20 protein-coding genes are annotated in these 23,716 nt (G+C 65.4%); 9 read left to right on the top strand and 11 right to left on the bottom strand.

Annotation, left to right across the window (positions count from 1 at the left end; genetic code table 11):
- Positions 1-46 precede the first annotated feature (46 nt).
- The 7 genes from BLS08_RS03515 to BLS08_RS03485 all read right to left on the bottom strand — a co-directional run bounded on the left by BLS08_RS03515 (position 47) and on the right by BLS08_RS03485 (position 9,395).
- Complete coding sequence (locus BLS08_RS03515; RefSeq protein ID WP_017678512.1) at positions 47-589, bottom strand: lipocalin family protein; 543 nt, start codon at positions 587-589, stop codon at positions 47-49.
- A 12-nt stretch (positions 590-601) separates the two neighbouring features.
- Entirely contained in the window at positions 602-853 is a 252-nt protein-coding gene (bamE, locus tag BLS08_RS03510; RefSeq protein WP_003458959.1) for an outer membrane protein assembly factor BamE domain-containing protein, read from the bottom strand.
- 72 nt (positions 854-925) lie between these two features.
- Positions 926-1,525 carry a DUF924 family protein gene (locus BLS08_RS03505; RefSeq protein ID WP_017678511.1) on the bottom strand — a complete coding sequence of 200 codons (600 nt, stop codon included), beginning with the start codon at positions 1,523-1,525 and terminating at the stop codon, positions 926-928.
- Positions 1,525-2,532 carry a class 1 fructose-bisphosphatase gene (locus BLS08_RS03500; RefSeq protein WP_017678510.1) on the bottom strand — a complete coding sequence of 336 codons (1,008 nt, stop codon included), beginning with the start codon at positions 2,530-2,532 and terminating at the stop codon, positions 1,525-1,527. The genes BLS08_RS03505 and BLS08_RS03500 overlap by 1 nt, the downstream gene beginning before the upstream one ends.
- A gap of 35 nt (positions 2,533-2,567) precedes the next feature.
- Positions 2,568-4,268, bottom strand: coding sequence for a histidine kinase N-terminal 7TM domain-containing diguanylate cyclase (locus BLS08_RS03495; RefSeq protein WP_017678509.1), 1,701 nt, complete (start codon positions 4,266-4,268; stop codon positions 2,568-2,570).
- Positions 4,269-4,455: 187 nt separating this feature from the next.
- A complete protein-coding gene (locus tag BLS08_RS03490; RefSeq protein ID WP_017678508.1) occupies positions 4,456-5,799 on the bottom strand; it encodes a DUF3999 domain-containing protein in 1,344 nt (447 codons plus the stop codon).
- Positions 5,796-9,395: a DUF2339 domain-containing protein gene (locus BLS08_RS03485; RefSeq protein ID WP_017678507.1), complete on the bottom strand. Its 3,600-nt coding sequence runs from the start codon at positions 9,393-9,395 to the stop codon at positions 5,796-5,798. Before BLS08_RS03485 ends, BLS08_RS03490 begins: the two co-directional genes overlap by 4 nt.
- A gap of 261 nt (positions 9,396-9,656) precedes the next feature.
- Between BLS08_RS03485 and BLS08_RS03480 the strand changes: the two genes are divergently transcribed.
- The gene (locus tag BLS08_RS03480; RefSeq protein ID WP_021487773.1) at positions 9,657-10,052 is read left to right on the top strand and encodes a YkgJ family cysteine cluster protein; all 396 of its coding nucleotides are present in this window, start codon (positions 9,657-9,659) and stop codon (positions 10,050-10,052) included.
- A 129-nt stretch (positions 10,053-10,181) separates the two neighbouring features.
- Here BLS08_RS03480 and BLS08_RS03475 read toward each other — a convergent pair whose 3' ends face one another.
- The 4 genes from BLS08_RS03475 to choX form a co-directional block, all read right to left on the bottom strand.
- Positions 10,182-10,658 carry a thioesterase family protein gene (locus BLS08_RS03475; protein ID WP_017678504.1) on the bottom strand — a complete coding sequence of 159 codons (477 nt, stop codon included), beginning with the start codon at positions 10,656-10,658 and terminating at the stop codon, positions 10,182-10,184.
- A gap of 199 nt (positions 10,659-10,857) precedes the next feature.
- Entirely contained in the window at positions 10,858-11,823 is a 966-nt protein-coding gene (locus BLS08_RS03470; protein ID WP_017678503.1) for an L-carnitine dehydrogenase, read from the bottom strand.
- A gap of 139 nt (positions 11,824-11,962) precedes the next feature.
- The gene (locus BLS08_RS03465) at positions 11,963-12,850 is read right to left on the bottom strand and encodes a 3-dehydrocarnitine:acetyl-CoA trimethylamine transferase CdhC (protein WP_017678502.1); all 888 of its coding nucleotides are present in this window, start codon (positions 12,848-12,850) and stop codon (positions 11,963-11,965) included.
- A 99-nt stretch (positions 12,851-12,949) separates the two neighbouring features.
- A complete protein-coding gene (gene choX, locus BLS08_RS03460; protein WP_017678501.1) occupies positions 12,950-13,882 on the bottom strand; it encodes a choline ABC transporter substrate-binding protein in 933 nt (310 codons plus the stop codon).
- 301 nt (positions 13,883-14,183) lie between these two features.
- Between choX and BLS08_RS03455 the strand changes: the two genes are divergently transcribed.
- From BLS08_RS03455 to BLS08_RS03420, 8 genes are all read left to right on the top strand, one after another.
- The gene (locus BLS08_RS03455) at positions 14,184-15,131 is read left to right on the top strand and encodes a GlxA family transcriptional regulator (RefSeq protein ID WP_090336048.1); all 948 of its coding nucleotides are present in this window, start codon (positions 14,184-14,186) and stop codon (positions 15,129-15,131) included.
- Between the two features lie 229 nt (positions 15,132-15,360).
- Positions 15,361-16,338, top strand: a complete 978-nt coding sequence (locus BLS08_RS03450) for a dipeptidase (protein ID WP_045733842.1) — start codon at positions 15,361-15,363, stop codon at positions 16,336-16,338.
- Between the two features lie 122 nt (positions 16,339-16,460).
- A complete protein-coding gene (locus BLS08_RS03445) occupies positions 16,461-16,991 on the top strand; it encodes a DUF5943 domain-containing protein (protein WP_064493864.1) in 531 nt (176 codons plus the stop codon).
- A 74-nt stretch (positions 16,992-17,065) separates the two neighbouring features.
- Positions 17,066-19,126, top strand: a complete 2,061-nt coding sequence (gene dgcA / locus BLS08_RS03440; protein ID WP_090336047.1) for a dimethylglycine demethylation protein DgcA — start codon at positions 17,066-17,068, stop codon at positions 19,124-19,126.
- A 98-nt stretch (positions 19,127-19,224) separates the two neighbouring features.
- A complete protein-coding gene (gene dgcB, locus BLS08_RS03435; protein ID WP_090336045.1) occupies positions 19,225-21,186 on the top strand; it encodes a dimethylglycine demethylation protein DgcB in 1,962 nt (653 codons plus the stop codon).
- A gap of 106 nt (positions 21,187-21,292) precedes the next feature.
- Positions 21,293-22,525: an electron transfer flavoprotein subunit alpha gene (gene etfA, locus BLS08_RS03430; protein ID WP_090336044.1), complete on the top strand. Its 1,233-nt coding sequence runs from the start codon at positions 21,293-21,295 to the stop codon at positions 22,523-22,525.
- A 62-nt stretch (positions 22,526-22,587) separates the two neighbouring features.
- Positions 22,588-23,361: an electron transfer flavoprotein subunit beta gene (gene etfB, locus BLS08_RS03425; RefSeq protein WP_059391123.1), complete on the top strand. Its 774-nt coding sequence runs from the start codon at positions 22,588-22,590 to the stop codon at positions 23,359-23,361.
- 55 nt (positions 23,362-23,416) lie between these two features.
- Positions 23,417-23,674: a hypothetical protein gene (locus tag BLS08_RS03420; protein ID WP_017678493.1), complete on the top strand. Its 258-nt coding sequence runs from the start codon at positions 23,417-23,419 to the stop codon at positions 23,672-23,674.
- Positions 23,675-23,716: the final 42 nt, after the last annotated feature.

Raw genomic sequence — 23,716 nt, 5'->3', positions numbered from 1 at the left:
CGGTAGACATCCCCGGATTGCATCCGGGCTACGGGCGAGCGCTGGATCAATCGGCCTGACGCCAGATCAGGTCCGAGGTAACGTAGCCCTGCTCGCGCGCGACGCTGAGCAGCTTGTCGCGGGTTTCCTGATCCACTTCAGGGGTGCGCGAGAGCAGCCAGAGGTACTTGTGCTCCGGGTGACCGACCAGTGCCACGCGATAGTCCTCGTCGTGGTAGATCACCCAGTAGTCGCCCTTAATCGGCAGCAGCTTGCTGGCCCAGTTGTCGAAGCGCACCCACAGCTTGTCGGTTTGCCCTTCGACCTGAGGCTCGGCGACGCCCTTGGCCTCGATCCACTCACCGTCCTTGTCGCGGCAGCGGTTGGTCACGTCGATGCGGCCATCGTCACGCAGACCGTAATGCGCTTCGGACTGCACGCAGTTGCGCTGGAAGAACATCGGCAGGCGCGCCAGCTCGTACCAGGTGCCCTGGTAGCGCTGCAGGTCGACCTGCATGGTCTGCGGTGGCGGTTTGGGGATGCTGCCGGTACCGGAATTGGCGCAGCCGGCCAGGGCGAGAATGGCGCTGGCGATTAGGATCGAACGCATGGAAGCTCCTGTTTACTTGAGTCCCTTGCCGGAGAACAGCATGACCTTGTCCCCGGCGTACTGGACACTGATATAGGCCTTGTCGTCGCCCCAGGTGCAACTGGTCATCCCCAGTGCGCCGGCACACTCACCGGGCGCGCCGAGCAGGTTTTCCACTTCCTGCTTGCTCATACCGGCCTTGAGCTTGGAGTAGTTTTCCTGATTGACCTTGCTGCAGGCGGCGAGCAGGCAACAGGCGAGCAACGCGACGATACGCATCGACATGATGGGTAAAACTCCTGATGGGAAGGTGCCAGCAAGCTTGGCATAGCCGACGACGACTTGCCCGCTTGGAGTTCAGAAACGCGAGCCGGGTTCCCGCAGGAAGGCCTGTTCTTCGTCAGTGCAGCCGCGACCGAGAATCGCATTGCGATGAGGAAAGCGACCGAAACGGGCAATCACCCGCTGATGACGCTCGGCAAAATCGAGGAAATTGGCGAACAATGGCCGCTCATCGACAGCTGCTTCGCTCAGCAGATCAGCAAACAGCTCGACCGCGCGGTCCTGCAAGGGCAGATCTTCGGCGTGCTCGAAGACCAGATAGGCAAACACCCGCTGGATCGGCGTCAGCCTAAGGTCCCAGCCACGCTCAAGGCCCTCCTGCAGCAATGGGCGAGCCCGGCTGTCGCCGGCAAAGGCCCGCGGCGTATCGCGAAAGATCATGCGCGGCAGTTGATCGAGCAGGATCAGCTGTGCCAGCCAACCCTGCGGGTCGTCCGTCCAGCCTTGCAGCTCGCCAGCCAGTGCCTGCTCGACCAGGGCGCCGAACCGCGCCTCTGCCTCACGATCCTGGCTGTCGCGCTTGCCGAACCATAAACCCTGGCGCGCTGCGGCGACTTCGGTAGCGCTGCCTTCGGCACCGAACCACCAGTCGAGCAGCGGTTGCCAGGCGCTCATCAGTTGCGGTGGTAGGCGGTGATACGCAGCACTTCTTCCTTGGAGCCGAGGAATACCGGCACGCGCTGGTGCAGGGAAGTGGGCTGGATATCGAGAATGCGCTGGTTACCGTCGGTCGCGGCGCCGCCGGCCTGTTCGATGATCATCGACATCGGGTTGGCCTCGTACATCAGGCGCAGCTTGCCCGGCTTGTCCGGCTCGCGGGCATCACGCGGGTACATGAACACACCACCGCGGGTGAGGATACGGTGCACGTCGGCCACCATCGAGGCGATCCAGCGCATGTTGTAGTTGCGCCCCAGCGGCCCGGTTTCACCGGCCAGCAGCTCGGAGACGTAACGCTGCACCGGGGCTTCCCAGTGGCGTTGGTTGGACATGTTGATGGCGAATTCCTTGGTCGACTCCGGCACCTTGATGTTGTCGTGGGTGAGCACGAAGCTGCCGAGTTCACGATCCAGGGTGAAGCCTTTTACGCCATCGCCCAGGGTCAGCATCAGCATGGTCTGCGGGCCGTAGATGGCGTAGCCGGCGGCAACCTGCTGGGTGCCCGGCTGGAGAAAGGCTTCCTCGCCCAGGTCGCCGGTTTCACCGTTGCGCTCGGGGCTGCGCAGCACCGAGAAGATGGTGCCGACCGAGACGTTGACGTCGATATTGCTGGAGCCGTCCAGCGGGTCGAATACCAGCAGGTAGGCACCTTTGGGGTACTTGCCAGGGATCTGGTAGGCGTTGTCCATTTCCTCGGAGGCCATGCCGGCCAGGTGGCCGCCCCACTCGTTGGCTTCGAGGAGGATTTCGTTGGAGATCACGTCGAGCTTCTTCTGCACTTCGCCCTGCACGTTTTCGCTGTCCAGGCTGCCCAGCACGCCGCCGAGGGCGCCCTTGGACACCTGGTGGCTGATCGCCTTGCAGGCCCGCGCCACGACTTCGATAAGGAAACGCAGGTCGGCCGGGGTGTTGTGGCTGCGAGTCTGCTCGATCAGGTAGCGGCTCAGGGTGACGCGGGACATGGACGGCTCCGGAAAGGGGAAAAATCGCGCGCAGTTTAACCCGAGTCGCCACGCAATGCTGCCTGCCGGGATGGATGGCTGAGATCGGCGCCTGCCAGCAGCCCGCAAACACGATTGCGCCCGTCGCGTTTGGCCTGGTACAGCGCAGCGTCGGCAGCCTGCAGCAGCTCGTCGAGTGCCTGCCCCTGCTCAGGCCAATGGGCCAGGCCGGCAGACAGGGTCACACGCTGGTCGCCGCCACGGGTGGCGACATCGCGAGTCGCCAGTTGCGCGCAGATGCTCTGCAGGCGCTCGCTGGCCTCGCGCGGATCGCCGCCCGGCAATATCAGCAGAAACTCTTCGCCGCCGATACGAAACACCGCATCGGTGCTGCGCAGGTTGTCCAGCAGGTGCTGCGCGACGGCCTTGAGCACGTCGTCGCCGACCAGGTGGCCGCATTCGTCGTTGAGGCGTTTGAAGTGATCAAGATCGATCAGGGCCAGCGCCAGTGGCAGGTTCTCGCGCTGTGCCCTGGCCAGCTCGCGCTCGAAGAACTCATCCAGATAACGACGGTTGTACAGCCCGGTCAGCGGATCGCACAGGGCCTGCTCGCGCAGTTGCTCGTGCAGGCTGGAGATGGTGCGCAGACGCTCCTCACTCAGCGCCAGCGCCTCGGCCAGCTTGAGTTCACTGAGGTGACGCTGGGTCACGTCACGGATATAGAGCATATGGCCGAGCAGGGTCGGGCCATGGCGGGTGGCGCGCTGGATGGCGCGCACACGCACCTCGTAGTAGCGCGCGGCGCTGGTCAGCGTCAGCGGCAGGTCCTGCTCGGGGCCGTTGTGCTCTTGCAGCAACTGCTGCAGATCGGCACCGAAAACCGGCCACTGCTGCAACTCGGTGCCTTGCCATCCCGATTGCAGGCCTGCCAGTTTCAGCGCCGCCGGGTTGGCCTCGATCACGCGCCCACGCGGGTCGATCACCAGCACCGGATCGAGCAAGGCTTCGAGCAGCAGATGACGGGCCACCGGCAACAGGTCGAACAGGCGCACCCCGACGATCAGCCAGGAGAACGCCATCAGGGTGAAGGCGAAACTGAAGGGCGTCGGGTCGAAGCCGAACAGCGTCCAGCCGAACCCCACATAACCGATATTGGCCACCCAGGGCACCGCGGTGACCAGCACGAAGGCCAGATAATGGCGGCGATGCAGCCCCTGACTCAGCGCCGCGGCACGCGTCACCACGCCCATGCAGAAGGCCATGAACAGGTAGACATAGACGGCGGTGGCGTAGAACAGCGGGCCATGCTCGTAGCGCACCGGCGCACCCAGGCTGGCGTCGACCGGCGCACTGCCAGCCCCGTAGAACAGACCATGCCAGGGGTTGCTCAGCGCCAGCCCCCAGACCAGCAGCGGCACCAGGCTCAGCCCGAGGATGCTGCTGCGTGCCAGAGGCGCGCGCATGCTGTTGACGTATTGCCAGAGGAAGACCGCCCAGAACGTCGGCGTGGCAACGATGCCGGGCCAGGCCATGCTGGCCCAGAACATCTTGCAGTCGGCGGCGAAGAAGCTCATCTCAAGAGCCGCGGCGCCCATCCACCACAAGCTGGCCAAGTGCAGAAGGATAAAGCTGTCACGCCCCGGGAAGTCGCGCTGCCGGGTCACCCAGTGCGCCAGCAGGATCACGCCGAGGCACACCAGCAGCGTCACCAGCACAGGCGCCGAGAAACTCCAGCCGGAAGCCATGCAGGCCTGCATCAGCGACTCCTCCGCATTCCCGGCGAAGCAGTGCGTGAGTCGCATACGCAAGCGACACGAGGCGACTGGGCGATGACGCGAATCGAAATACGCAAGGGCCTTCCTGACCTTCAATGCTGGATTGGCGCGGGGTGCCTAAGATACTGCAAAAGCCCTGCCGCATCTGGGCTTTATTGGCCCATGCCTCTCAGGCGTCTGGTGGGCGACGCAGCACACTGGCGGCCATCGCCGCCAGCAACCCAATTCCCACCAGCAGTACAGCCCAGAGTCCCCAACGCTGCCAGTCCTGACCGGCGCCAGCTTGTGATTCGACCGCAGCGGCAAGCGGCTCGACCAACTCGGCACGACCAAGGCTGACAAGTCGTTCAGGCTGATAACCGGGGATCAGGGTGTGCAGCGGCAATGCTGCCGACTGCGCACTCGGGCTACCCAGCGCCAGCCGATAGGGCGGCTCGCCACGGGTGAGAAATACCAGTTGCGTGGCGCGTAGCGCTACCTGCATGCGAGGCGTATCCGCGCCCAAGCCGCTCCCTCGCGCATCCACCTGCACGCGCAGCTGGCGCACCGGCCAACCAGGCAAGGCCAACTCATCGTTCACCACTTCACGCCCAGCCTCAGGCAGACGATAAAGCACCCCGCTTGTCAGCTGGCGCCAGGCACCCTGGTCGCTGCTGCGCGCCTCGAAGCGCAGTGGCGCCAGCGTGTTGCTCTGTTGCAGTTCGACCCGCAGTCGCTCCAGAGGCAATGACAAGGGCAACTGCCACTGGTACTGCCCCTCAGCGCTGGTCTGCGCCGGCATGGGCTCGGACCACACCAGCGGCGCAGCCTGATGAGCCTGCCGCTGACTGCGCAAGGTAACGGCCTGCAGTTGCGGGGCCCGGGCTGGGTTGCTCCACAGCAGACGCAGATAACGGGCACGCTGCCCAGGCAGTTCGACCTGACGCTGATCGATACGCTCATCGGCGAAGCTCAGACGCGCCACCTGCCCGTCTCCCCAACTACGCCAGTGCTGCAGGTCGTCACTGGCCTCGATGCTGAAGCGCTGAAATCCTTCCTCTGCCCCACTCCAGTCCAGATTCAGACGCACCAGCGGCGCATCGATGACGCTGGCATCGAGCAACCAACCGCGCAGTTGCTGCTCGCTTTCGGTCGGTGCATCGCCGCGAAGTTCGATCAGCGTGCCAGTGGTGCTGCGCTCGACGCGCAGCGCAGGCATTTCCTGGGCATCGGCGCGGCCCCGCAACGGAAACCAGCGCACACCATGCTCCTGTTCCTGCTGCACGGTCTCGCTATGCCCCGGAATCAACGCGTAGGCCTGCATCTGATCATTGCTGTCGAATACGCGTAGATCGCGCAAATCACCATGTCCGGCGGCGAGGTGAGCAGCGAAGGGCAGCTCAAGGCGATACCAGGGGCCCTCACCAGCGAGTTGCAGGGCAGCGCTGTGCCGATAGTCCTGAGGTGTCTCACTGGCCTGACTAAGTGCACTCAGCGACAACCCCAGGAGCAGGCCCCAACGGATGAGTTTCATACGGCAGACTCCTGTTCCTCAGCAGCCGACTTTTCGGCCTTGCGCGGCGGCAGCGGGGCGAAATAGCCCACCACCAGCAACAGCACACCGACCCCGATGAACGAGACGATGCGCTCCAGGCCACCACGGTTGCCCAGCTCGACGAAGAACAATTTGGCTACCACCAGGGCGATCAGCGCAGCACCTAACAGCCACAGCTCGCGGCGTACGCGTAGATGCCCAAAGAGCATCAGCGCCAGGGCGATCAGGGTCCAGACGATGGACAGCCCGGCCTGCACCAGCATCGAATCGAACAACGCTGACGTCTGCCAGGGCACACCACCCCAGTGGTGCGCGGTACGCATCACCATCACCGTCAGCAGGGCAAACAGCGAAACACCTGCGACGCCCTGCACCACTTGCTGTGCACGCGCAGGTTGCAGGCCCAAGCGCGGCAGCGCATCACGTGCCCAGACAAACAGCGCGCCCAGGCACAGCAGCAAACCCAACTCCAGTGGATTGAACAGCGGCAAATAAGGCAGCGGATCGCTATCACCGGCGCTATTGGCATTGGCCAGCCAGAACCAGGCGAGCATCAATGCCGCCAGAGGCGCCGCTGCCCACAGCCGGTATTCACGCTCGAACCCAGCCACCGGCCAGGGTAGGCGACGTGCCTGCGCCATTACCCAAAGGAAAGCGGTCGGCAGCAACGCCCAACCCAGCCAGCGCCAGGCGTTGTAGTGGTCGGCCAGGCTCAGCAGCAGATAGCGCAGCTCCAGCGCCAGCACGCCGATCAGCAACCAGCAGCCGAGCACATGGGCGACGCTGGCCGCCCTGCTCGGCAGTAGATCGCCCAGGGACCACAGGATAAGCAGATGCACCGCGATCACGGCAGCCCAGCCCAGCCAGCCGAAATTCGCGGCTGGATGGTAAAAGGGATGCCAGGCGTGGATCAGGACCAAGCCCGCAACCGGTGCCAGCAGGCTGCATAGCACCGCCAACTCGCGCCAGCGGGTGCGTAATGCCAGCAGCATCCAGAGCAGCGCCGACGAGGCCGCCAGCACTAGCAACGCACTGGCTTGCAGATTCGGCGCCACGAAGCGCAGCACCTCACTGGCCAAAGCCAGTGCCCACCAGGCCGCCCCCCAGGCCAGCAACAGCTGGCCCAGGCGCTGCAGACTGACGCCATCGATGCCCGTATCACGGCCGCTACGCGCCAGCCCCTGCAGGCGCCAGGCGCCGATCTGCGCAGCCAGGCCGAGCACAGCGGGGGTCCAGAAGCCGGTGTGCGCCAGCGGCGACAAGCCCTCGCCACTGATACCCGACAGCAGCAACGGCCCAGCAGCAAGGAAGGCCAGGCCAGCGAAGACCTGCAGCGCCAAGCTGAACAGGAACGCCGCGCGCTGCTGCAGATACAGCGCCAGCCACAGAATCAGCAGGCCCGTGCCGCCCCACACAGCGGCAGCCGCCACCCAGGGCAGGACGAACAACACCGCCAGGTTGATAAATACCAGGCCTACCAGCATCACCATCGACAAGGCACCGAGCAGCCGGCGGTTCTCGCGGATCTGCGGATCGCGCGCCGCCAGTAGCATGCCGGCGATCAGCCCCAGTCCCACCATCGACGCCGCCAGCAGGCCGAACCAGCCAGCACTGAAGCCGCCACGGCCAAACAGCGAATCCAGCGCCATCTGCCCGAGGAACAGCAGACCACCGAGCAACTGGATGGCGAAGGCGCTGTAGACGAAACTTGGCGCGGCGATACGCAGGCCGACGAACAAGGTCGCAAGGCCTGCCAACGCCCAGGCGATGGCGGTGCCGGGGGCCTCGAACAGCAGCGGTGCGATCAGATAGACAAACGCCAGCCCGGCCAACCCCAACCAGGGCAGCAGGCGGTGTTCCCAGGCGTTGGCCGCCTGCGGCGCCTGGCGTAGCTGCCAATAGCTGAACAGCAACGCCGCACCGAGCATCAGCGCGCCCAGCGGCGAGCCGTCCAGCAGGCTGCCATAGCCATGCTCCAGACCACTGACGAAAGCCAGTGCCGCGCCCACCTGCAGCAGCAGGGCGAACGCACGCGCCAGCGGCCGTCCCTGACGCAGACCCAACCAGAAGATACCGGCGCCTTCCACGGCCCAGGCCGCCGCCGTCCAACGGGCATCGAGACCGAGCGGAATGGCCAGACTGGCGAATACCACACCGAGCGCCAGACAGGTTTCCACCAGCAGCAGTGCCTGCTCGCCAGCACGCGCCTTGAGCACCCGCGTCAGCAACAGATAGAACAGGCCCAGGCCGAGGGCGCTGAACGCCGCGGCGAACTCGATATGCCGCACCAATGCGACCTGCAGGCCGAAGCCGATCAACGGCGGACCGAACAGCGTGGTGGCATCGACATAGTCGCCACGCCGTAGCGACCAGCGCAGCAACTCGTCACGCGCCTCGGGCGCATTCGCCGCGTCATGCAGGGTGCGGCGGGCGAATAGCAGGCCGATGGCCACGTACATCAGGAAGAACAGGATCAGGAATGGCTGAGTGCTGCCCAGCAGTTCCGGCGTGTAGGAACGCAGCCCCCACGCGAAACCGATGCCAAAGGTGCCGACGAAGCCGATCAGGTTGAGCAGGCGCCAGGCCTTGAACCAGGCGATGGCAAAGATGCCGGCATTGAGCAGGGCGAAATAGGAGAACAGCGCGACATGGTTGCCGCTGCCGGTGGAGGTGAGGATTGGCGCGGCGAAACCACCGAGCGCCGCCGCAGCGGCCAGGCCAAGGGCGTTCTGCTGCACGGCGAGAATCGCCGAGAACAGCGTCACTGCCACCAGCAGGCCGAGGGCCATGCCCGGATCGAGCAGCGGGTGCAGGCGCATGGCGGCGAACACCGTCAGGTACAGCACGGCGATGCCGGTGCCCTGCAGCACCAGGGCGTAACCGGGATTGCGCCGGCGCAACCACCAGCCCAGGCCGAGCAAGGCCAGGGCACTGGCCGCCACGCCCATGTAGCGCAGCTCGACCGGGACCTCGACGCCTTCGGTGGCGTAGCGCAGGAGGAAGGCCAGACCGAGGAACAGCAGTACCACGCCAACCCGCAGCACGGTGTTACCGCCGAACAGCCAGGCCTTGGCAGCAGCAATACCACGCTCGACCAGATTCGGCTCGCGCGGCGTTTGCTCGCGCCAGGGGCTTTGTTGCGCTGCCGATTGCGGCTGGTAAGCAACCTGAGCAGCCAGTGACGCAGGTTCTGCGACAGGCTGCGATGTTTCGATCTCAGGCAGCGGATCAAGTGTCCAGTCCAGCTCGGGCTCTTCAGCAACGACCGGCTCGGGCTGGGCCTCGGGCGCGGAACTGGCGACAGGGTCAGCAGACGCGGGAACCGACTCAGGTTCGCTTCGCTCGCCCTGCTCGACCTTGACCAGGCGCTCGTGGATGGCACGCGTGCCGTGATCGAAGCGCTCGGCGAAGTCCTTGAGCTGCGCAGTCAGCTGCGCATTGCGCGTCTCCAGCCCTTGCAGACGCAGCGCCTGGCCCAGGCTGAGGCCGATCAGCCCGCCAAGAAGCGCACCTGTGACCGATTCGCTAGCGCCCACGCCGAGCACCAAACCGACCAGCATGAAAATCCATTGCATGCGTTATGTCCCAATCCTGAGAAAGAAGTCGCCTCACGTTCCTGCTGGCCGCCCGAGACGAGCCACAGTATAGGAGCCGCGCCGACCCACACCCAGAGAGACGACTGCCAAGCCGTTCACAGGCACAACGCAAAGCGATCAGCCGCCAGCCGGTGCTTCACAAACGCCACGCGCCCGCTATCATCGCCGCCCCGTGACCGTAGGGCGGACTCGGGAGCGAAGCGAACAGTCCGCCGCACAAGACAGGCCTACCCGAGCATCATGATAAAACCCCGCCTGATAGCCGCTGCAGAGATCGACCGCCTGGAAACCTGGGCCAAATACACGGCAGACATGTGCCATAGCTGCATGTCCACCTGCTGCACCATGCCGGTTGAGGTGCGCCTGAACGATCTGATCCGCCTGGAGCTGGTGGACGAGTTCGAGCGCAGCGAGCCACCGAAGAACATCGCCAAGCGCCTGCAGAAGGACGGCATCGTCGAGCGCTTCAACCAGAAGTCGGGCATCTTCACCCTGATCCGCATGTCCAACAACGACTGCCTGTTCCTCGATCGCAAGACGCGCCTGTGCACCGTCTACGACAAGCGTCCGGACACCTGTCGCCATCACCCCAAGGTCGGTCCGCGACCGGGGTATTGCGCGTACAAGCCAAAGTAGTCGAAAAGGTGCCGGGCGAATCTGGCGTCCAGCTCGCCTGATATACCGAGTTCGCCGCGGGGCGCGGCTCCTACGCAAGCACGAGCAGCCCCGCCGACCTGTAGGAGCCCCGCCCCGGGGCGAAGCTTGCTAGCGGCGCAGGCCTATAACCCGGCCAACGCAGACCGGCTGTGGCAATCCCTGATGCTCGCTGGTCAGCTGCGCGACCTTGTCGGCCACCTGAGCGTCAAACTGCGCCGCGCGGCCGGCGGCGCTGTCGATATTCATCAGCATCTGCTCGCTTTCCGCCAGGCTGGCGTCCTCGCCAGGTCGATACAGCGCATGGTGGATATGCAGGCGTTTGGCGTCATGCGCCAAAAGCTGCGTACGCACTTCCACCGGCTCACCCTCCTTCACCTCCGCCAGGAAGTTGAGGTGACATTCCAGGGTGTACAGGGTGTGCCCGGTACGGACGCGGCCGGCTTCGTCCAGGCCCAGCACGTCCATCAGCGCATCGGTGGCGTGGCTGAAAATCAGCAGGTAGAAGGCATCGCGCAGATGGCCGTTGTAGTCGACCCAGTCGGGGGCAACACCGGTGCGGTAGGTGGTAAGTGGTTTGTTGCACATTTCAGTGTGACTCCTGAAGCGGCCCTCTTCCCCAGCCCCCACTCTGTGCCCCAGCTCTTCGCAGAGCTCAGGTCGCAACAGCGGGCGAAGCAGTGCTTCGCTGTTCCCGCTTTTGCCCCATAAATGGGAGGGGGGAGCTAGCTCGGAGCGGCTGGATATTCTGGCGTAGGGTGCGCCATGCGCACCGGGAGTGACTCGGTTACTCGGCGAACTCGAAGCCATGCTTGGCCTTGGTCTGGCGGATCGCCTCCAACACCGCCAGCAGGCAATCGTCGCGATAGCGCTCCAGGGCATCCAGGCTGCGTTCGCCCTGCTGCTCGGCAGTGCCCTCGACCACCGCGTCGATCAGCCCCTCGGTCAGCTCCGGCGCCTCGAGGTACGTCCAGGGCAGCTTCAGCGCCGGGCCGAACTGGGCCATGAAGTGACGCATGCCGGCCGGGCCGCCGGCCAGGGTGTAGGTCAGGAAACTGCCCATAAAGGACCAGCGCAGGCCGGCGCCGAAGCGGATCGCGTCGTCGATCTCGCCGGTGGTCGCCACGCCGTCGTTGACCAGGTGCAGCGCCTCGCGCCACAGCGCCTCGAGCAAGCGGTCGGCGATAAAGCCCGGCACCTCCTTGCGCACATGCAGCGGGCGCATGCCCAGCGATTGGTAGACCTCGATGGCGGCCTGCACCGCCTCCGGGGCGGTCTTCGCACCGCCCACCACCTCCACCAGCGGCAGCAGATACACCGGGTTGAACGGATGGCCGACCACGCAGCGCTCGGGGTGTGCGGCATCGGCGTAGAACTCGCTGGGCAGCAGGCCCGAGGTGCTGGAGCCGATCAACACATCGGGACGGGCGGCGGCGCTGATCTTCGCGTGCAGCTCGCACTTGAGCTCGAGGCGCTCGGGCGCGCTCTCCTGGATGAAATCGGCATCGCGTACGCAGTCTTCGATGGTGCTGACGAAGCGCAGGCGATCCAGCGAGGCGCCGGGGGCCAGGCCCTGTTTTTCCAGCGCCGGCCAGGCATTGGCCAGACGCGTGCGCAATGCAGCCTCGGCGCCAGGCGCCGGGTCCCAGGCGATCACGTCGAGGCCATGAGCCAGGGCACGGGCGATCCAGCCGGCGCCGATGACGCCGGTGCCAAGAGCGGCGAAGGTCTTGATATCGGTAACGAAGGACATGGTGGGTTCCTTGCGGGTGTAGCCCGGATGCAATCCGGGGATGGCAGGTGAAATTTCCCCGGATTGCATCCGGGCTGTCGCGGCTAAAGCCCCTCCCACAAGCGCGGCGCGAATCGGGGGGGCCGGGCGGCGCTGCGCTCTAGCCGCGGCGTTTGAGCTTCATCTTTTCCCGCCCCTCGGCCGGGGTCAGGGCGCGGCCGCCGAGGCGTTCGATGATCTCGATGGCGCGCTCGACCAACTGGCCGTTGCTGGCGTGCACGCCGCGATCCAGCCAGATGTTGTCCTCCAGACCGACCCGCACGTGGCCGCCGAGCAGCATGGCCTGGGCGACCATGGGCATCTGCATGCGGCCGATGCCAAAGCCGGCCCAGGTGATGCCAGGCGGCAGGTTGTCGGCCATGGCCTTCATGGTCGTGGTGTCGGCCGGCGCGCCCCAGGGGATGCCCAGGCACAGCTGGATCAGCGGGTCGTCCAGCAGCCCTTCCTTGATCATCTGCTTGGCGAACCACAGGTGGCCGGTGTCGAAGATTTCCAGTTCGGCCTTCACGCCCAGCTCGGTGATGCGCTTGGCGCCGGCGCGCAGCTGCGCCGGGGTGGAGACGTAGATGAAATCGCCGTCGCCGAAATTCAGGGTGCCGCAGTCCAGGGTGCAGATTTCCGGCAGCAGTTCTTCGACATGCGCCAGGCGGGTGATTGGCCCTACCAGATCGGTGCCGGCGCCGAACTCCAATGGCTGCTCGCCCCGGCCAATCTCCAGATCACCGCCCATGCCGGCGGTGAGGTTGATGATCACGTCGGTATCGCTTTCGCGAATGCGCTCAACCAACTCGCGGTACAGCGCCACGTCACGGCTGGGCTTGCCGGTCTGCGGGTCGCGCACATGACAGTGGGCGACGGTAGCGCCGGCCTTGGCCGCCTCGATGGCGGCGGCGGCGATCTCCTTGGGCGTGACCGGGATCGCCGGGTGCTTGCCGACGGTGTCGCCAGCGCCGGTCACCGCGCAGGTGACGATAACCTCGTAATTCATTTTCGACTGTCCTTTCCAGAGGCGAACGAGTGCCGACGGCTGAGCCGCAGGCGTTGTGCAAAGAGGGAAATTGGCGCCGAATAAACCGGCGCCGTGGTATCAGTTGCCGGCGACCAGCGCGGCGTTGGCGGGCTTGCCGTCCAGCGTGGTGACGCCATCGAGCCAGGTCTCGACCACCTGCGGGTTGGCCTTGATCCAGTCGCGCGCCACCTGTGCTGGCGCCTTACGATCCATGATCGGCTGCATCAGCTCGGCCTCCTGCGCGCTGGTAAAGCGCAGACTGGTGAGCAGGCGGTTGGCGTTGGGGCAACGCTCGGCGTAGTCCGGCGCGGTGACGGTGGACACCGTGGCGGCTCCATCGTTGGGGCCGAACACGTCGTCAGTGCCGGTGAGGTAGGTGACCTGCATCGACAGGTTCATCGGGTGCGGTTTCCAGCCAAAGAACACCACCGGTTTCTCGTTGCGTACGGCGCGGCCAACGGCGGCGAGCATGCCTGCTTCACTCGACTCCACCAGTTTGAAGCCACCCAGACCGAACTGATTGGAGTCGATCATTTTCTGGATCGCCGTATTGGCGCCCGAACCGGCTTCGATGCCATAGATCTTGCCGTCCAGCTCGTCCTTGAATTTGGCGATGTCGGCCAGGGTCTTGAGGCCCTTGTCAGCGGTGTAGCTGGGTACGGCGAGCACGGCCACGGCGTCATCCAGCGACGGCTCGGCCGCGACCTTGACCGCACCAGCGTCGAGGAAGGGTTTGATGTTGTCGTCCATGATCGGCTTCCAGTAACCGAGGAAGGCATCGATCTGCCCTTTCTGAATACCGGCGAAGATGATCTGTTGCGACGCCTGGGTCTGCTTGGTTTCGTAACCGAGGCCCTGCAACAGTTCACTGGCGACGGCGGTGGTGGCGACCACGTCGGTCCAGCCGACGGCGCCGATGCGAACGTTCTTGCAACTGGCGTCGTCGGCCAGCAGGGAGGTACTGAACAGGCTCAGGGTGCAGCACGCGGCAAGCGCGGTAAGACCTTTCATCTGGGTGCTCCTCATCGTGTCACAGCGGTTCTATTTCGTTTTTCTAGAGGCCTGCCAGCGGGCAGAACCCCCACCGTGCTCGGGAATCTTCGTCTCCCGATGAAACCACCTTACGCTTCGATTTCACGCCTCATTCGCACTTGAGCGACTATCTATTGACCTATACCGACTTTCTGCTTGCATGAAAGCCATGCTGGCCCATTAATCTTTCCGATATGCCCGTAGCCCGGATGCAATCCGGGAATCCGCCCCCGGATTGCATCCGGGCTACCTGCCACCCTGCACCGGCGTCTTGACCTGTATGCCTCAGACCTTCTGCTTCCTGCTGCTACCCGGCTTTTCCATGATGGGCCTGATGTCGGCCATCGAACCGCTGCGCGTGGCCAATCGCTTTCGTGGCGAGCTGTATCGCTGGCGCCTGCTCAGCCAGGACGGCAATGCCGTGCAGGCAAGCAACGGCATGTCGCTCAACGTCGACGACGGCCTGGAACTGCCCGCTGACACCCAGGCGCTGTTCGTGGTCGCCGGCTTCGAACCGCTGGCCCACTACGACCACCATCTGGCGCATTGGCTACAACGGCGCGAACCGGAACTGGCAGTGCTCGGCGGCATCGACACCGGCAGCTTCGTGCTGGCCGAGGCCGGGCTGTTCCAGCACCAGCGTCTGACCCTGCACTGGGAAGCCATCGATGCCTTTCGCGAGCGCTACCCGGCGTTGCTGGTCACCCAGGAGCTGTTCGAGATCGACGGTAAACGCATCACCAGCGCAGGGGGCACCAGCAGCCTCGACCTGATGCTCGGCCTGATCGGCCAGGAACACGGCGAGCCGCTGGCGGTGCAGGTGTCCGAACAGTTCGTGGTCAGCCGCATCCGCACCCGTCTGGATCACCAGCGCATGCAGGTGGCCAGTCGCTACGACCTGCACAACAAGAAGTTGGTGCGGGTGGTCGGCGAGATGGAGCGCCAGTGCGAGCAACCGCTGTCCACCGAGGCGCTGGCCGAGTTGGCCGGCATCACCGTGCGCCAGTTGGAGCGGCTGTTTCGTCATCATCTGGATACCACGCCTTCGGCCTTCTACCTTGACCTGCGGCTGGACAAGGCGCGCCAGTTGCTGCGCCAGAGCGATCTGAACGTGCTGGAGGTGGGCCTGGCCTGCGGCTTCGATTCGGCCTCGTACTTCTCGCGCTGCTACCGCAAGCGCTTCGCCGTCAGCCCCAGCCAGGATCGTCACGAACGACCAGGCAGCTAGGCCAACCGTAGCCCGGATGCAATCCGGGGCCAGGCGCCACAGATTCCCCGGCTTGCATCCGAGCTACGCGGTAACGGGCGAAACGCTGGCATATCCGTTCGCGACCTCGGCTTGACGCTTTCGGCAAACCCTCAGTCGTTTTTGCACCGGGTCGCCCTGCCCCCCAGGGATAAGCTCTCCCCAAAGCGCCGACGACCGACTCGGTGCATCCGTTTAGGGGACAAGCCTGATGAGCCCAGCCGAATTGCACGCCGACAGCATCGTCATCGACGGTCTGATCATCGCCAAGTGGAACCGCGAACTGTTCGAAGACATGCGCAAGGGCGGCCTGACCGCGGCCAACTGCACCGTGTCGGTGTGGGAAGGTTTCCAGGCCACGGTGAACAACATCGTCGCCAGCAATAACCTGATCCGCGATAACAGCGACCTGGTCATCCCGGTACGCACTACCGCCGACATCCGCAAGGCCAAGGAGCAGGGCAAGACCGGCATCCTCTACGGCTTCCAGAACGCCCATGCGTTTGAGGACCAGATCGGCTACGTCGAGGTGTTCAAGCAGCTCGGCGTGGGCATCGTGCAGATGTGCTACAACACCCAGAACCTGGTCGGCACTGGCTGCTACGAGCGCGACGGCGGCCTGTCCGGCTTTGGTCGCGAGATCGTCGCCGAGATGAACCGCGTCGGCATCATGTGCGACCTGTCCCACGTCGGCTCCAAGACTTCCGAGGAAGTGATCCTCGAGTCGAAGAAGCCGGTGTGCTACTCGCACTGCCTGCCGTCGGGCCTGAAGGAGCACCCGCGCAACAAGTCCGACGAGGAGCTGAAGTTCATCGCCGACCACGGCGGCTTCGTCGGCGTGACCATGTTCGCGCCCTTCCTGGCCAAGGGCATCGACTCGACCATCGACGACTACGCCGAGGCCATCGAGTACGTGATGAACATCGTCGGCGAAGACGCCATCGGCATCGGTACCGATTTCACCCAGGGCCACGGCCAGGAATTCTTCGAGTGGCTGACTCACGACAAGGGTTACGCCCGCCGCCTGACCAGCTTCGGCAAGATCGTCAACCCACTGGGCATCCGCACCGTGGGCGAGTTCCCCAACCTCACCGAGACGCTGCTCAAACGCGGCATGCCCGAGCGCGTGGTGCGCAAGGTCATGGGCGAGAACTGGGTGCGCGTATTGAAGGACGTCTGGGGCGAGTAAGCCCCTCCCAACCCAATCCTGGTAGGAGCGGCTTCAGCCGCGATCCGTCCCGCAGGGACGGCGTGCCCTGAAGCTTCGCGGCTGAAGCCGCTCCTACGGTTCAAACTCTGGAGTTTCCGTATATGGCTACCCACGCCCCCGAAATGCCCATCGCCGTCGACGACGAAACCGGCGTCTGGACCACCGACGCGCTACCGATGCTCTACGTGCCGCGTCACTTCTTCGTCAACAACCACATGGGCATCGAGGAAGTGCTCGGCGCCGACAAGTACGCCGAGATCCTCTACAAGGCCGGCTACAAGTCCGCCTGGCACTGGTGCGAGAAGGAAGCCGAGTGCCATGGCATTTCAGGCGCTGCGGTGTTCGAGCACTACATGAAGCGCCTGTCGCAACGCGGCTGGGGTCTGTTCGAAACGCAGAAGCTCGACCTGGAAACCGGCCATGCCGAGGTCAAGCTCAAGCATTCGGCCTTCGTCTACGTGTACGGCAAGGTGGGTCGCAAGGTCGACTACATGTTCACCGGCTGGTTCTCCGGCGCCATCGACCAGATTCTGGCCGCCAAGGGCAGCCCGATCCGCACCGTCACCGTGCAGGAGTACAGCGGCGCCGAAGAGGGCCATGACGACGGCCTGTTCGTCACCCGGCCACTCTGAGTCACCCATAAGAAATCCGTGGGAGCGGCCAGCGCCTCCCACAACGCTAGAGCGCTTACCGTGAGGATGCCGTAATGGCCTTCGAAGCAATGTTCCAGCCGATCCAGATCGGCAAGCTGACCATCCGCAACCGTGTGCTGTCCACCGCGCACGCCGAGGTCTACGCCACCGACGGCGGCATGACCACCGAGCGCTACGTCAAGTACTACGAAGAGAAGGCCAAGGGCGGCATCGGCCTGGCGATCTGCGGCGGCTCGTCCGTTGTCGCCATCGACAGCCCGCAGCAGTGGTGGAGTTCGGTCAACCTGTCCACCGACCGCATCATTCCGCACTTCCAGAACTTGGCCGACGCCATGCACAAGCACGGCGCCAAGATCATGATCCAGATTACCCACATGGGCCGCCGCTCGCGCTGGGACGGTTTCCACTGGCCGACCCTGATGTCGCCGTCCGGCATCCGCGAGCCCGTGCACCGCGCCACCTGCAAGACCATCGAGGTCGAGGAAATCTGGCGGGTGATCGGCAACTACGCCCAGGCCGCCCGCCGCGCCAAGGAAGGTGGCCTGGACGGTGTCGAGCTGTCCGCCGTGCACCAGCACATGATCGACCAGTTCTGGTCGCCGCGGGTCAACAAGCGCACCGACGAATGGGGCGGCACCTTCGAGGGCCGCATGAAGTTCGGCCTGGAAGTGCTCAAGGCCGTGCGCGCCGAGGTGGGTCCGGATTTCTGCGTCGGCATGCGTATCTGCGGCGACGAATTCCACCCGGACGGCCTGTCCCACGAGGACATGAAGCAGATCGCCGCCTACTACGACGCCACCGGTATGCTCGATTTTATTGGGGTAGTTGGATCAGGGTGCGACACCCACAACACCCTGGCCAACGTCATTCCGAACATGAGCTATCCGCCGGAGCCCTTCCTGCACCTGGCGGCCGGGATCAAGGAAGTGGTCAAGGTGCCGGTGCTGCACGCGCAGAACATCAAGGACCCGAACCAGGCCACGCGCATTCTCGAAGGCGGCTATGTCGACATGGTCGGCATGACCCGCGCGCACATCGCCGACCCGCACCTGATCGCCAAGATCAAGATGGGCCAGGTCGACCAGATCAAGCAGTGCGTCGGCGCCAACTACTGCATCGACCGTCAGTACCAGGGCCTGGACGTGCTGTGCATCCAGAACGCCGCCACCAGCCGCGAGTACATGGGCCTGCCGCATATCATCGAGAAATCCACCGGACCGAAGCGCAAGGTGGTCATAGTCGGCGGCGGCCCGGCCGGCATGGAGGCGGCGCGCGTCGCCGCCGAGCGCGGCCATGACGTCACCCTGTTCGAGAAGCAGGCCAGCCTCGGCGGGCAGATCAACCTGGCCGCCAAGGCGCCGCAGCGCGACCAGATGGCCGGCATCACCCGCTGGTTCCAGCTGGAACTGGCGCGCCTGAATATCGACCTGCGCCTGGGCACCGCGGCGGACGCCGCGACCATCCTCGACCTGCGCCCGGATATCGTGGTGCTGGCCAACGGCGGCCACCCCTTCCTCGAGCAGAACGAACACTGGGGTTCGGCCGAAGGCCTGGTGGTGAGCAGCTGGGACGTGCTCGACGGCAAGGTCGCGGTCGGCAACAACGTGCTGGTGTACGACACCATCTGCGAGTTCACCGGCATGTCGGTGGCCGATTTCATGGCCGAGAAAGGCGCCAAGGTGGAGATCGTCACCGACGACATCAAGCCGGGCGTGGCCATCGGCGGCACCAGCTTCCCCACCTACTACCGCAGCCTGTACCCCAAGGAAGTGATCATGACCGGCGACCTGATGCTGGAGAAGGTCTACCGCGAGGGTGACAAGCTGGTCGCCGTGCTGGAGAACGAATACACCGGCGCGAAAGAGGAGCGGGTGGTCGACCAGGTGGTGGTGGAGAACGGCGTGCGTCCGGACGAATCGCTGTACTACGCGCTCAAGCAGGGCTCGCGCAATAAGGGCCAGATCGACGTCGAAGCGCTGTTCGCGATCAAGCCGCAGCCGTGCCTGAGCGAGTCGGGCGACGGCTACCTGCTGTTCCGCATCGGCGACTGCGTGGCCCAGCGCAACACCCACGCGGCGATCTACGACGCGCTGCGGCTGTGCAAGGACTTTTAAGCCCACACACGGACGGCCCCCTCTCCCTAACCCTCTCCCCGAAGGGAGAGGGAACTGGTTCGGCGTAACTCTTTCGGTCCCGCCAAGGAGACCAACCGATGTTGAACACCCTACTCCCCATCCTGCTGTTCGCCGCCCTCGGCCTGGCCGTGCTCGGCGCGGCCAGGCGCTTTCTGATGTGGCGCCGCGGCCGGCCGGCCAAGGTCGACTGGATCGGCGGCCTGCTGAAGATGCCGCGTCGCTACCTGGTGGATCTGCACCACGTGGTCGAGCGCGACAAATACATGTCCAAGACCCACGTCGCCACCGCCGGCGGCTTCGTCCTGGCCGCCGTGCTGGCGATCCTCGTGCACGGTTTCGGCCTGCATAACCGCATCCTCGGCTTCGCCCTGCTGGCGGCCACGGTGCTCATGTTCGTCGGCGCCCTGTTCGTCGCCAAGCGCCGGCGCAACCCGCCGAGCCGGCTGTCGAAGGGCCCGTGGATGCGCCTGCCGAAAAGCCTGCTGATGTTTGCGGCGAGCTTCTTTATCGCCACCCTGCCGGTCGCCGGGATTCTGCCCGAGAATTTCGGCGGCTGGATTCTGGCCGCCGTGCTGGCCGTCGGCGTGGCCTGGGGCGTGTCCGAGCTGTTCTTCGGCATGACCTGGGGCGGGCCGATGAAGCATGCCTTCGCCGGCGCCCTGCATCTGGCCTGGCACCGCCGCGCCGAACGCTTCGGCGGCGGTCGTTCGACCGGCCTCAAGGCGCTGGACCTGAACGACCCGAAAACGCCGCTAGGCGTGGAAAAACCCACCGACTTCACCTGGAACCAGCTGCTCGGCTTCGACGCCTGCGTGCAGTGCGGCAAGTGCGAGGCGGCCTGCCCGGCCTTCGCCGCCGGCCAGCCGCTGAACCCGAAGAAACTGATCCAGGACATGGTCATCGGCCTGGCCGGTGGTAACGACGCCAAGTTCGCCGGCAGCCCCTACCCGGGCATCCCGCTCGGCGAGCACAGCGGCGGCCCGCACCAGCCGATCGTCGACCTCAATGGCAAGGCGCTGGTGGAGGCCGAGACCCTCTGGTCGTGCACCACCTGCCGCGCCTGCGTCGAGGAATGCCCGATGATGATCGAGCACGTCGATGCCATCGTCGATATGCGCCGTCATCTCACGCTTGAGAAGGGGGCAACCCCCAACAAGGGCGCCGAGGTGCTGGACAACCTGATCGCCACCGACAACCCCGGCGGCTTCAACCCCGGCGGCCGCCTGAACTGGGCCGCCGACCTCAACCTGCCGCTGCTCGCCGACAAGGGCGAAACCGATGTGTTGTTCTGGGTCGGTGACGGCGCCTTCGATATGCGCAACCAGCGCACCCTGCGCGCCTTCGTCAAGGTGCTCAAGGCTGCCGACGTCGACTTCGCCGTACTCGGCCTGGAAGAGCGCGACAGCGGCGACGTGGCTCGCCGCCTGGGTGACGAAGCGACCTTCCAGCACCTGGCCAAGCGCAATATCGCCACCCTGGCCAAGTACCGCTTCAAGCGCATCGTCAGCTGCGACCCACACAGCTTCCACGTGCTGAAGAACGAATACGGCGCGCTCGGCGGGCACTACGAAGTGCTGCACCACAGCACCTTTATCGACGAGCTGGTGCGCAAGGGCGCGCTGAACCTCGGCCAGAGCAAGGCGAGCAGCGTGACCTACCACGATCCCTGCTACCTCGGCCGCTACAACGGCGAGTACGAAGCACCACGTTCGGTACTCAAGGCCATCGGCATCGAAGTGAAGGAAATGGAGCGCTCGGGCTTCCGCTCACGCTGCTGCGGCGGCGGTGGCGGCGCGCCGATCACCGACATTCCCGGCAAGCAACGCATCCCCGACATGCGCATGGTCGACATCAAGGAAACCGGCGCCGAGTTGGTGGCCGTCGGTTGCCCGCAGTGCACCGCGATGCTCGAAGGCGTGGTCGCCCCGCGCCCGGAGATCAAGGACATAGCCGAGCTGGTCGCCGAAGTGCTGATCGAAGCCACCGAGGTGGCGGCAAAAAAGCCACTCGCCAAGCGTGAACTGGCGGAGGTGCAGTGATGAAGCAACTGCATACAGCGACGGACGTAGGGCGGGTGCAACCCGCCAGCACCTGTCCGGCGGGTTGCACCCGCCCTACGCAAGCGCCTGACCAGGAGATCGCAGCATGAGCGACATCATCCGCCGCGACCCGCGCGCCGAGTGGATCGCCCGCAACCGCCTGCACCCGCTGCATGCGGCCATGCAGAGCCAGGATCAGACCAGCTGGATGGGCCCCGATGGCATCATCCGCAAGAACCCGCACGCCATCGCCGCCGGCTTCATCGGCCCGGCCGGGCTCAAGCGTATCGACCGCAGCGGCGCCCAGCAGGGCAGCGCCGGCAAACGCAGCAGCGCCAGCGTCGAGGTGCAGCTGCCGCTGCATGTGGTCGAGCAACCGGCCTTCCACGTCTGCGTGGTGCCGGACATGGTCGGCGGCCGTCTGTCCAGCCATGACAAGGACCTGCTCGGCCTGGCCCGCAAACTGGCCGGAGACAACGGCGCGGTGGTCGCCGTGGTGTTCGGCGAGGACAAGGAAAGCACTTTCGACACGGCTGGCGTCGACCGCCTGCTGCGCATCGCAGGCGATGCCTTCGACGGCTACGCCCCGGAAGCCCGCGTACTGGCGCTGAGCGCCGTGGAAAGCCAACTGGCACCGCGCTACTGGCTGCTGCCCGACAGCCGCACCGGTGGCGGCGAGCTGGGTCGGCGCCTGGCCGCCAAGCTTGGTGAGCGCCCGGCTACGCGCGTCTGGCAGGTCGCTGGCGAGCAGGCCATCGGCCGCGCCGGCAGTGGCCAGCAGGATATCCAGCGCGCCCTGCCCCGCCTGATCCTGGCCGCCGCCGAATGCGCCGAGCCGGTCAGCGAAACCCGCCATGAAGCTCGCCTGCTGGAGCTGGGCGAGAAGGTCGCCCACAGCCTGTCACGTATCGAAGATCTCGGCCCGGTGGCCGTGGACCCCGCGCAGATTCCCATGGCCGAAGCCGAGTTCATTCTCTCCGGCGGCAACGGCGTGAAGGATTGGGAGCTGTTCCACCAGGCTGCCATCGCCCTCGGCGCCACCGAAGGCGCCTCGCGCGTGGCGGTGGACGACGGTTTCATGCCGCGCAACCGTCAGGTTGGCGCCACCGGTACCTGGGTCACCGCCCGCGTCTACCTGGCCGTCGGTATTTCCGGCGCCATCCAGCACCTGCAGGGCATCGGTGCCTGTGACAAGGTGGTGGCGGTGAACATGGACCCCGGCTGCGACATGATCAAACGTGCCGATCTTTCGGTGATCGGCGACTCGGCAGCGATCCTTGCGGCGCTGATGGAGCGCGTCGCCGCCTGGCGCCAGGAAGGAAAACGTGATGCGGCGTAGCCCGGATGAAATCCGGGTTCACCACCAGCTTTCCCGGATTGCATCCGGGCTACGGGGACACCATGACTGATCTGAATATCGTCGCCCTGGTCTCGGTCGGCGCCCACCCGACCTCGGGTCGCCCGCGCCGCGCCGAACAGGACGCCCGCGCGGTCGAGCTGGGCCTGCGTCTGGCCGGACAGAACCTGCAACTGCTGCATGCCGGCGACCCACAGGCCGAAGCCCTGCGCGGCTACCTGGGCATGGGTCTGGAACAGCTCGATGTGCTGGAACAGCCCGAAGGTGCCGATGCCCTGCCGCTGCTGGTCGACTATCTGCAAGGCAGCCGCACGCAGCTAGTGCTCACCGGCAGCCAGGCAGAAACCGGCGAAGGCTCCGGCATGCTGCCGTTTCTGCTGGCCGAGCGGCTGGGCTGGCCGATGGTGGTCGGCCTGGCGGAGGTCGAGAAAGTGGAGAATGGCGTGGCCCAGGTGCTGCAGGCGCTGCCGCGTGGACAGCGGCGCCGGCTCAAGGTACGCCTGCCCTGCGTGGCCAGCGTCGACAACGCCGCTCCGGTCGCCCGCCAGAGTGCCTTTGGCCCGGCACGGCGCGGGCAGATCGAAGCCCACGAGGTGACGGTGGTGGACGACTCGCTGCTGGCCGAAGCCAGTCTGCAGCCGGCCAAGTCACGGCCCAAACGGCTCAAGGTGATCAAGGCTAAAACGGGCGCGGAACGGATGAAGGCGGCCACGGCCAAAGCCAGTGGTGGTGGCGGCCAGGTGCTCAAGGATGCCTCGCCACAGGAGGGCGCAGAGGCTATCTTCAAGCTATTGATCGAAGAAGGGGTTCTGCGCTAACCGAGGTTTGAAGACCAACTGCGCAGCGCCTGCCTCGCCACAAGGAGCCACGACCATGATGCATGCCGATCTGATCGACCAGGAAGACTTCCGTGAGCGCCTGATCGCGCTGGGCCTGAGCATTCCACCAGGCGTCACGCCCGAGCAGGCCTGCGAGCTGGCTGTCAGCGGCCTCAGTGCCGAGCGCGCCGTGGCCCTGCGCCACCTGGTGGAAGAACTGCTTGGCGGCAGCGCCACCCTGCTGCCCAACGTACGCGAAGCCATCAGCCGCCATCTGCTGCCAGCGCTGGTGCCGAAGCCTGCTTCGGCTTGATCGATCCCACGGCGCACCCTACGCGCGGAGATCAGCCGTAGG

This window comes from Ectopseudomonas chengduensis, from assembly GCF_900102635.1.
In the GTDB taxonomy this organism is placed as follows: domain Bacteria; phylum Pseudomonadota; class Gammaproteobacteria; order Pseudomonadales; family Pseudomonadaceae; genus Aquipseudomonas; species Aquipseudomonas chengduensis.
This window is presented reverse-complemented; position numbering and strand designations above follow the sequence as displayed.